This is a genomic window from Amycolatopsis suaedae, assembly GCF_004214935.1.
Taxonomy (GTDB): Bacteria; Actinomycetota; Actinomycetes; order Mycobacteriales; family Pseudonocardiaceae; genus Amycolatopsis; species Amycolatopsis suaedae.
On the sequence record NZ_SFCC01000031.1, the window covers coordinates 1 to 8,010 of the forward strand.

The following is an 8,010-nucleotide window of genomic DNA, read 5'->3' on the forward strand; positions in this document are numbered from 1 at the left end:
GTGAACAGATTCCGCAACCCCGTCGCATTCTCCGCCAGCATCGTCATATGCGTATACGCACCACCACCGGAGACGTCGCCGCCCTCACCGAACTCATCGGCACCCCGCTGCGACGACTGCCCCCAGAACACCGGCTTCTTGTGAAACCGCGACTCCGGCGCGATATACGCCTCAATCCCGATAATGGGCTTCAACCCGGCCTTACGAGACTGCTGATAGAACTCGTCAGCCCCATACATGTTGCCGTGGTCGGTCATCCCCACCGCGGGCATCTCCAGCCGCGCCGCCTCAGCGAACAACGGAGCGATCTTCGCCGCACCATCCAGCATGGAGTACTCGGTGTGAACATGCAGGTGGACGAAAGAATCGTTTGACACCAGCGAAAACCTCCCCTGAACGGCAACCGTCCCACAGCCAACGACCCGGGGCACCCAGACTAGTCCCGACCCCCAGGGCTCTCCTAGCCGCCTCGCCGGAGCGCGTGAAGGCCACCTTCGGCACGTCTCAGTACCGAAGGTGGCCTTCACGAGATGCGGCCGGTCAGCCGACCTTCTGCACGATCACCTCACCCGAGCCGACCAGCACGTTCGCGTCCGTACGGACCTCGACGTTGCCGAGCAGCACCCGGCCCGCCGCCGGGGCGGCCTGCGCGGTCACCACACCCGGGACGGTCCAGGTGGCTCCGGCGGGCCGCAGCGCGTTGCCGTCGGTCACCGCGACGTTGCCGAACGCCGGGTTGGTGAAGACGTCCAGGTAGCGGAACGCCGTGCTGCCCGACGGGACCTTGTACGCGTGGACCTGCGCGATCCACCTGCCCGCCGCCGGGTTGGGGACGTTGATCTCCTCCTCCGAGTCACCGTCGGCGCTCTGCGCGTGCAGGACGCAGCTCCCGCTCGTGCAGTTGAACAGGAACAGGTCCAGGTCGGCGCCGACGTCGGCGGGCGAGCCGATCCGGGTACGCAGCCCGGTCGAGCCCGGGGTGACGTCGATGTTCCACTGCGCCCGCGCGTCGTGGGCCATGGTCGGCTGGGCGACGACGGCGCTGCCCAGCGTGGTGCCCGCGGCGCGGCCGGTGAACGGGCCGAACAGGTTGGTCAGCTGGTACTGCCGGTTGATCGGCTGACCGGGCTGCGCGGCCGGGATGGTGTCCGGGCTGGGCGTGACCGACGCACCCAGCACCGACGCGGTCAGCGTGTACGGGGCGAACGCCGCGTCGGAGGTGCGACGGGCCTCGACCTCGATCTCCCAGACACCCGGCGTCGGGTTGCTCACCGTGCGGCTGGCCGGGCTGCCGGTGTCGCACCCGCCACCACCGGCGACCGGCGGGTTGTAGCAGTTCAGCGACGAGTTGTCCTCGAAGCCGACGCCGTACGGGTGGAACCGCAGGAAGCGGATCTGGCCCGCGCCCGGCGTGGTCCCCCCGCCGGTCATGTCGACCTTGAGCGCCGGCGCGCCCTGCGGGACCCGCACGAAGAAGCTGCTGGTCTCGTTGCGGCCGATCTGCCCGCCGTGGCGGACGGTGTAGCCGTTGGCCGCGGTGAAGTCCTCGGCCGCGATCACCGTGTTGAGCGTCTGGTACTCGACGCCGGTGGTCATCGGGCTGTCCAGGTTGAGGATCGCCGAGTGCGCCCCGGCCGTCCTCGGGTTGACGGTCACCCGGAACTTCACCGCCGAGTTCTTCGGCAGCAGGATCGTCGGCGCCGAGCTGAACGTGCCGTCGTTGCCGACCCAGTTGACCCGGTAGGTCATCGGGTGGTCCGGCCCGGACCTGCGGGTGAAGGTGTACTCCCTGACGTAGCGGTCACCGGCCTTGACGCCCTCCCGGTCGTGGATACCGACGCCGACGCCCGGGGTGGCCAGGAAGCCGGACAGGACGGTGCTCACCGGCACCGACGAGGTGATGTCGACGGTGCCGATACCCGCGCGCAGCTGGTTCCAGGCCCGCTCGACCTGGATGAGGCCGTTGCCCTGCTCGTAGGCCTGGTAGCCGGGGATGAAGCGGGTCGTCGAGTTCAGCGCCTGGCGCAGCTGCGCCGGCTTGTGCTCGACGCCCCTGGCGACCGCGGCGCTGACCAGCACGGCGGCGGCACCCGCTGCCTGCGGCGAGGCCATCGACGTGCCGTTGAACATGCCGTAGCCCGGCGGCAGCGGGTAAGTGCCGGCGGTGGGCTGGCCCTGCTGCCAGGTCGGCACCGGGGCGACGGCGGCACCCGGGGCGATCAGGGTCGGCTTGAACCCGCCGTCCTCACGCGGGCCGCGGGAGGAGAAGCCGTGCAGGTTGTCCAGGTCGGCGGAGTCCGAGCCGTAGTTGCTGCGCCAGGTGGCCTGCGAGATGTACGACCCGACGCTGACCACCCGGTCGGCCACCGACGGATCGCCGACGGTGTTCGACCCGGCGCCCTCGTTGCCCGCGGAGATGAACATCTGGACGTCGTAGGTGTCGATCAGCCGGTTGTACAGCTCGGCCGTGGCGTTGTCGCCGTCGTTGAGCGGCGGCAGGCCGCCGATCGACATGTTGATCACGTCGACGTTGGCGTCCCGCGCGGCGTAGATCATGCCCTCGAACAGGGCGTGGTCGGTGCAGCCCGCGACGAACAGGCAGGCCCGCACCGACACCAGCTTGGCGCCGGGTGCCGCGCCGTTCATGGCGCCGCCGAACAGCTTGTTGCCGGCGATGATGCCCGCGACGTGCGAGCCGTGGGCGTCGGAGACGATGCCGATGTTGACCACGGAGTTGGCCGGGTCGGTCTGCACGGCGAACTTCATGGCCTCGCGGACCGGCGTGGCCGGGTTGTCGGTGCCGAAGGTGCCGACGTCGCCGCGCACCTTGTAGTCGGTCATCGGCTTGTCGTCGGCGAAGTTGGCGTTCTGGTTGGTGTCGACCCACACGGTGCCGGAGTCCGGCGCCCAGAGGGTGGCGAACTTGCCCGAGCTGCCCGCCGGGTTGCCGTCCCGGTTGACGTCGTTGCCGACGTCGCCACCGAGGCGCGGGTCGCGCTCGTCGAACACCGCGAAACGGAACGCACCGGGTCCCGGCGCGGTGTAGGAGACGCCGCCCTGGGTGAACGTCGGTCCGGTGACCTGCGTGACCATGTTCAGCCAGGTCGGGTCGTCGTCGTTGTTCACGCCGTTGGTGAACCGGCCGTCGGTGTAGGTGACCCAGTCGGTGACCTTGCGCTCGCCGGTGCTGGTGACGTTCAGCGACGGGTGGTCGAGGTCGATCCCGGTGTCGACGACGCCGACGGTGACGCCGCGGCCGTCCCAGGCCGGGTGCGCGCCGGTGAACTGGGCCGCGCCGGTCTCACCGGTGGGCAGGTACGGGTTGACCGCGGGCGTGCCGGGGCCGGGCGGGGTCTGCGGGGTGGGCGGCTTCTCGCCCTGCGGGCGCGGATCGGGCAGCGGGACGTTCTCGTCGACGTCGACGGCGTGGACACCGGGCAGGGCGGCGAGCTGCTTGACCTTGTCGACCGGCACCTCGGCACGGACGTAGCCGATGTCGTCGGCGCGGTACTCCACCTCGGCACCGGCGGCGCCGAGGTCGCTCGCGGCACGGGCGCCCCGCTCGGTGGCGATGAGGACCTTCACCGTGCGCTTGCCCGCCTGCTCGGCCTGGCGCAGCAGCTCCTCGTCGTGCTTGCCGATGTCGGGCTCCCCGCCCGGCGCGGGGTCGGCCGCGGCGGTCGGCGGGACGGCCAGCAGCGCACCGGCGATCGCCGTGCTCACCGCCGCCCCGAGTGCGGTTCTGCTGAACCGGCGGGTCCTGCCCTGCCGGCGCCAGCTGCGTGTGGTCATCCCACGTCCCTCCTGAACGCGTCGGCGCGCACCTTCGACGGGGCCACCAAGCCCCGACGCTGGCCGCCCGAAGACACACACGAAATCCGACCCACGAACGAGATTCCCTCGTTAGGGGCTCACGGAGTTTTCTCGACACACAGGGTGCGGCGCTAGGGGCCATTGGGAGGAAAGGAGAGGAAAACAATCCACCCACTTGACAAGCACTAGTGACGCAAATCAACATGTTCGTCCATGCACCTGTCAGACAGCCCGACAGCCGGACAAACCACGCCAACCGCCCCAGCCGTGGCCGACGCCGGTGACGCCGGGTACAGCAAGGCGCTGCGCCCCCGGCACATCAGCATGATCGCCATCGGCGGCGCCATCGGCACCGGCCTGTTCCTCGGCGCCGGCGGCCGGCTGGCATCGGCCGGGCCGAGCCTGGCGATCGTCTACGCGGTCTGCGGCCTGTTCGCGTTCTTCGTCGTCCGCGCGCTCGGCGAGCTGGTGCTGCACCGGCCGTCCTCAGGGGCGTTCGTGTCCTACGCCAGGGAGTTCATGGGCGAGAAGGGCGCGTTCGTCGCGGGCTGGATGTACTTCCTGAACTGGGCGACGACCGGGATCGCCGACATCACCGCGATCGCGCTGTACGCCCACTACTGGAGCATGTTCACGGCCGTGCCGCAGTGGGTGCTGGCCCTGGTCGCGCTGGCCGTCGTGCTGGCGCTGAACCTGGTGTCGGTGAAGCTGTTCGGCGAGATGGAGTTCTGGTTCGCCATCATCAAGGTCGCCGCGCTCGTGTTGTTCATGGTGATCGGCATCGTGCTGCTGGTGATGGGCGACCCGATCCAGGGACACACGCCCGGCCTCGGGCTGATCACCGACAACGGCGGCATCTTCCCGGCCGGTCTGCTGCCGATGGTGCTGGTGGTCCAGGGCATCGTGTTCGCCTACGCGTCGGTCGAGCTGGTCGGCGTCACCGCGGGCGAGACCGCGAACCCCGAGAAGATCATGCCGAAGGCCATCAACTCGATCATGTGGCGCATCGGTGTCTTCTACGTCGGCTCGGTCGTCCTGCTGGCGATGCTGCTGCCGTGGAGCTCGTACAGCAAGTCGGAGAGCCCGTTCGTGACGGTGCTGTCGTCGATCGGCGTGCCCGCCGCCGGTGACGTGATGAACCTGGTGGTGCTGACCGCGGCCATGTCCAGCCTGAACTCCGGGCTGTACTCGACCGGGCGAATCCTGCGGTCGATGGCGAAGGCCGGTTCCGCGCCGAAGTTCACCGGCGTGATGAACTCGCGGCACGTGCCCTACGGCGGCATCCTGCTGACGTCGGCGGTGTGCGTGGTCGGCGTCGGGCTGAACTACGTGGTGCCCAGCGACGCGTTCGAGATCGTGCTGAACTTCGCCGCGATCGGCATCCTGGCCACCTGGGCCATCATCATCCTGTGCCACCTGCTGTTCTGGCGGAAGGCCAAGGCCGGCCTGGTGCGACGGCCGAGCTTCCGGCTGCCCGGGTCGCCGGTGACCGAGATCGTCACGCTGGTGTTCCTGGCGTCGGTCGTGGTCCTGATGTGGTTCGACGAGGCGGGCCGGATCACCCTGCTGGCACTGCCCGCGATCATCGTCGCGCTGGTGATCGGCTGGTTCTGCGTGCGCAGGCGGGTCGACACGGAGAAGGCGCTGGTGGAACTGAAGACGGAGGACGGGCCGTGACCCAGCACGTCCCGCTGGTACACGTGCTGCGGGACGGCCGGGTGGAGAGCGTCCACTACGGCTCGATCGTGGTGCTGTCGCCCGACGGGTCCGTGCGGTTCGCCGCCGGCGAGGTCGACCAGCCGTTCTACCCGCGCTCGGCGATGAAGCCGGTGCAGGCGAGCGCGCTGGTCGAGCTGGGCCTGCGGCTGCCGGCCGACCTGCTGGCGCTGGCGGCGGCCAGCCACTCCGGCGAGGACGTCCACCTGGACGGCGCACGGCGGATCCTGGCGCAGGCCGGGCTGTCGGTGGCCGACCTGCGCAACCCGCCGGAGCTGCCCTACGACGAGGCGGTGCGGCGCACCTGGCTCGAGCAGGGGCGGGCGCCGAGCCAGCTGGCGCAGAACTGCTCGGGCAAGCACGCGGCGATGCTGGCGACGGCCCGGCAGCACGGCTGGTCGCTCGAGGACTACCTGGACCCCCGGCACCCGGTGCAGCAGGCCGTCGCGGCCGAGGTGAAGCGGCTGTGCGGTGAGCCGCCCGCCCACGTGGCCACCGACGGCTGCGGAGCGCCGCTGTTCGCCGTGTCCCTGCGCGGGCTCGCGCACGCGGCGGGCCGGATCGCCTCGGCCGAGGGGGAGGTCGCCGCGGCGATGCGCGCTCACCCGGAGATGGTCGCGGGCTCGGCGCGGGACGTCACGGCGTTGATGCGGGCGGTGCCCGGACTGATGGCCAAGGACGGCTTCGAAGGGGTACAGATCGCCGCGCTGGCGGACGGGACGGCGCTGGCGATCAAGATCGCCGACGGCTCGGACCGGGCGCGGCTGCCGATCACGCTGGCGGCACTGGAGTTCTGCGGCGTGGACACGGAATCGCTCGCCCCGCTGCGGGTGCGTGACACGCGGGCGGCGGTAACGTTCGACGCATGGTGACGGTCGGGTTCTTCGAGGTGGCACGCGCCCATCCCGGGCGCGTCGCGGTGATCGACCCGGCCGGCCGGACCGTGACGTTCGGCGAGCTGGCAGGCAGAGTCAACCGGCTCACCCGCGGGCTGCAGGGGCTGGGGCTCGGCCGTGGCGACGGTGTCGCGGCGGTCGTGCGCAACGGAATCCCGTACGTCGAGCTGGTGCTGGCGACGTGGCAGGCCGGGTTGTACTTCACGCCGGTCAACTACCGGAGCACCGCCGACGAGATCAGCTATATCCTCGGCGACAGCGGCGCGACGGTGCTGGTCGCCGAGGCCGACCTGGCCTCCGGCGATCCCGGCGTCCCGCACCGTTTCGCGATCGGCGGCGCGCCGGGCTGGACGGACTACGCCGAGCTGGGCGCAGGCGAGCCGCCCACCGAGCCCGAGGACAGGGAGCTCGGTCAGCTGATGCTGTACACGTCGGGCACCACCGGCAGGCCGAAGGGCGTCCGGCGGCCACTGCCCGGGACCCCGCCGCGGATCCAGCCGTTCCAGGTGGGGTGGTTCGGGTCGCTGGGCATCGTGCCCGGTCCCGGTGTTCACCTGGTGGCCTGCCCGCTCTACCACGCGGGTCCGGGATCGTTCGCGGTGAACTCGCTGCACCTCGGGCACACGCTGGTGGTGATGCCACGCTTCGACGCGGAGGAGACCCTGCGGCTGATCGAGGCCCACCGCGTCACCGGCACGCACCTGGTGCCGACGATGTTCCACCGCCTGCTGCGGCTGCCCGCCGAAGTCCGGTCGCGGTACGACTTGTCCAGCCTGCGCAGCGTCGTCCACGGTGCGGCGCCGTGCCCGCACGAGGTCAAGCGGGGCATGATCGACTGGTGGGGCCCGGTGCTGTACGAGTACTACGGCGCTTCCGAGGGGCTGGTCTCCACGGTGGGCTCCGCGGATTGGCTGGCGCACCCCGGGACGGTGGGACGGCCGTTGCCGGGCGTGGACGTCCAGATCCTCACCGACGGTTCGCCGGTGCCCACGGGCGAGGTGGGCACGGTGTACTACCGCTCCCCGCAGACGACGTTCCGCTACCACGGCGACGAGGAGAAGACCGCGGCCAACCGGCACGGGGACTTCATCACGGTCGGGGACCTCGGGTACCTCGACACCGAGGGCAGGCTGTACCTGTGCGACCGGCGCAGTGACCTGATCCTGTCCGGCGGGGTGAACATCTACCCCGCCGAGGTGGAAGGCCGCCTGCTGGAGCACCCCGGCGTCGCCGACGTGGCCGTCATCGGTGTGCCGGACGCGGAGTGGGGCCAGCGGGTGGTGGCCGTCGTGCAGCCCACTGCCGACGCCGGCCCCGAGCTCGCCGCCGCGCTAGAAGCCCACTGCCGGGAGGCCCTGGCCGGGTTCAAGACGCCGAGGGAGTTCCGGTTCGTCGAGAAGCTGCCGCGGACGGAGTCCGGCAAACTGCCTCGCCGCCTGGTCGCCGACCTGCTGTGATTCCGGGCATGAAGAAAGCCCCCGGCTTGGTGGCCGGGGGCTTTCTCTGATGTTGATTTCGGCGGTGTCCTACTCTCCCACACCCCTTCGAGTGCAGTACCATCGGCGCTGGTGGGCTTAGCTTCCGG

General features: G+C 70.5%; 5 protein-coding genes. 3 read left to right on the forward strand and 2 right to left on the reverse strand.

The window, feature by feature from the left end:
* Positions 1 to 377 (reverse strand): PHP domain-containing protein (locus EWH70_RS35310; RefSeq protein ID WP_130479957.1); only part of this gene is annotated, 377 nt, incomplete at its 3' end.
* Positions 378 to 540: 163 nt separating this feature from the next.
* The gene (locus EWH70_RS35315) at positions 541 to 3,792 is read right to left on the reverse strand and encodes a S8 family serine peptidase (protein ID WP_130479958.1); all 3,252 of its coding nucleotides are present in this window, start codon (positions 3,790 to 3,792) and stop codon (positions 541 to 543) included.
* A gap of 234 nt (positions 3,793 to 4,026) precedes the next feature.
* Here EWH70_RS35315 and EWH70_RS35320 point away from each other — a divergent pair, with 234 nt between their 5' ends.
* Genes EWH70_RS35320 through EWH70_RS35330 form a run of 3 tightly spaced genes read left to right on the forward strand, consistent with a single transcriptional unit; the run spans position 4,027 to position 7,882 of the window.
* Positions 4,027 to 5,490, forward strand: a complete 1,464-nt coding sequence (locus tag EWH70_RS35320; RefSeq protein WP_130479959.1) for an amino acid permease — start codon at positions 4,027 to 4,029, stop codon at positions 5,488 to 5,490.
* The gene (locus tag EWH70_RS35325) at positions 5,487 to 6,401 is read left to right on the forward strand and encodes an asparaginase (RefSeq protein ID WP_130479960.1); all 915 of its coding nucleotides are present in this window, start codon (positions 5,487 to 5,489) and stop codon (positions 6,399 to 6,401) included. Before EWH70_RS35320 ends, EWH70_RS35325 begins: the two co-directional genes overlap by 4 nt.
* The gene (locus EWH70_RS35330; RefSeq protein ID WP_130479961.1) at positions 6,395 to 7,882 is read left to right on the forward strand and encodes an AMP-binding protein; all 1,488 of its coding nucleotides are present in this window, start codon (positions 6,395 to 6,397) and stop codon (positions 7,880 to 7,882) included. Before EWH70_RS35325 ends, EWH70_RS35330 begins: the two co-directional genes overlap by 7 nt.
* Positions 7,883 to 8,010: the final 128 nt, after the last annotated feature.

Bases quoted from the DNA above. Each gene is read 5' to 3' on its own strand.
- EWH70_RS35315 (WP_130479958.1), bottom strand. From the start codon at position 3,792: ATGACCACACGCAGCTGGCGCCGGCAGGGCAGGACCCGCCGGTTCAGC.
- EWH70_RS35330 (WP_130479961.1), top strand. From the start codon at position 6,395: ATGGTGACGGTCGGGTTCTTCGAGGTGGCACGCGCCCATCCCGGGCGC.
- EWH70_RS35320 (WP_130479959.1), top strand. From the start codon at position 4,027: ATGCACCTGTCAGACAGCCCGACAGCCGGACAAACCACGCCAACCGCC.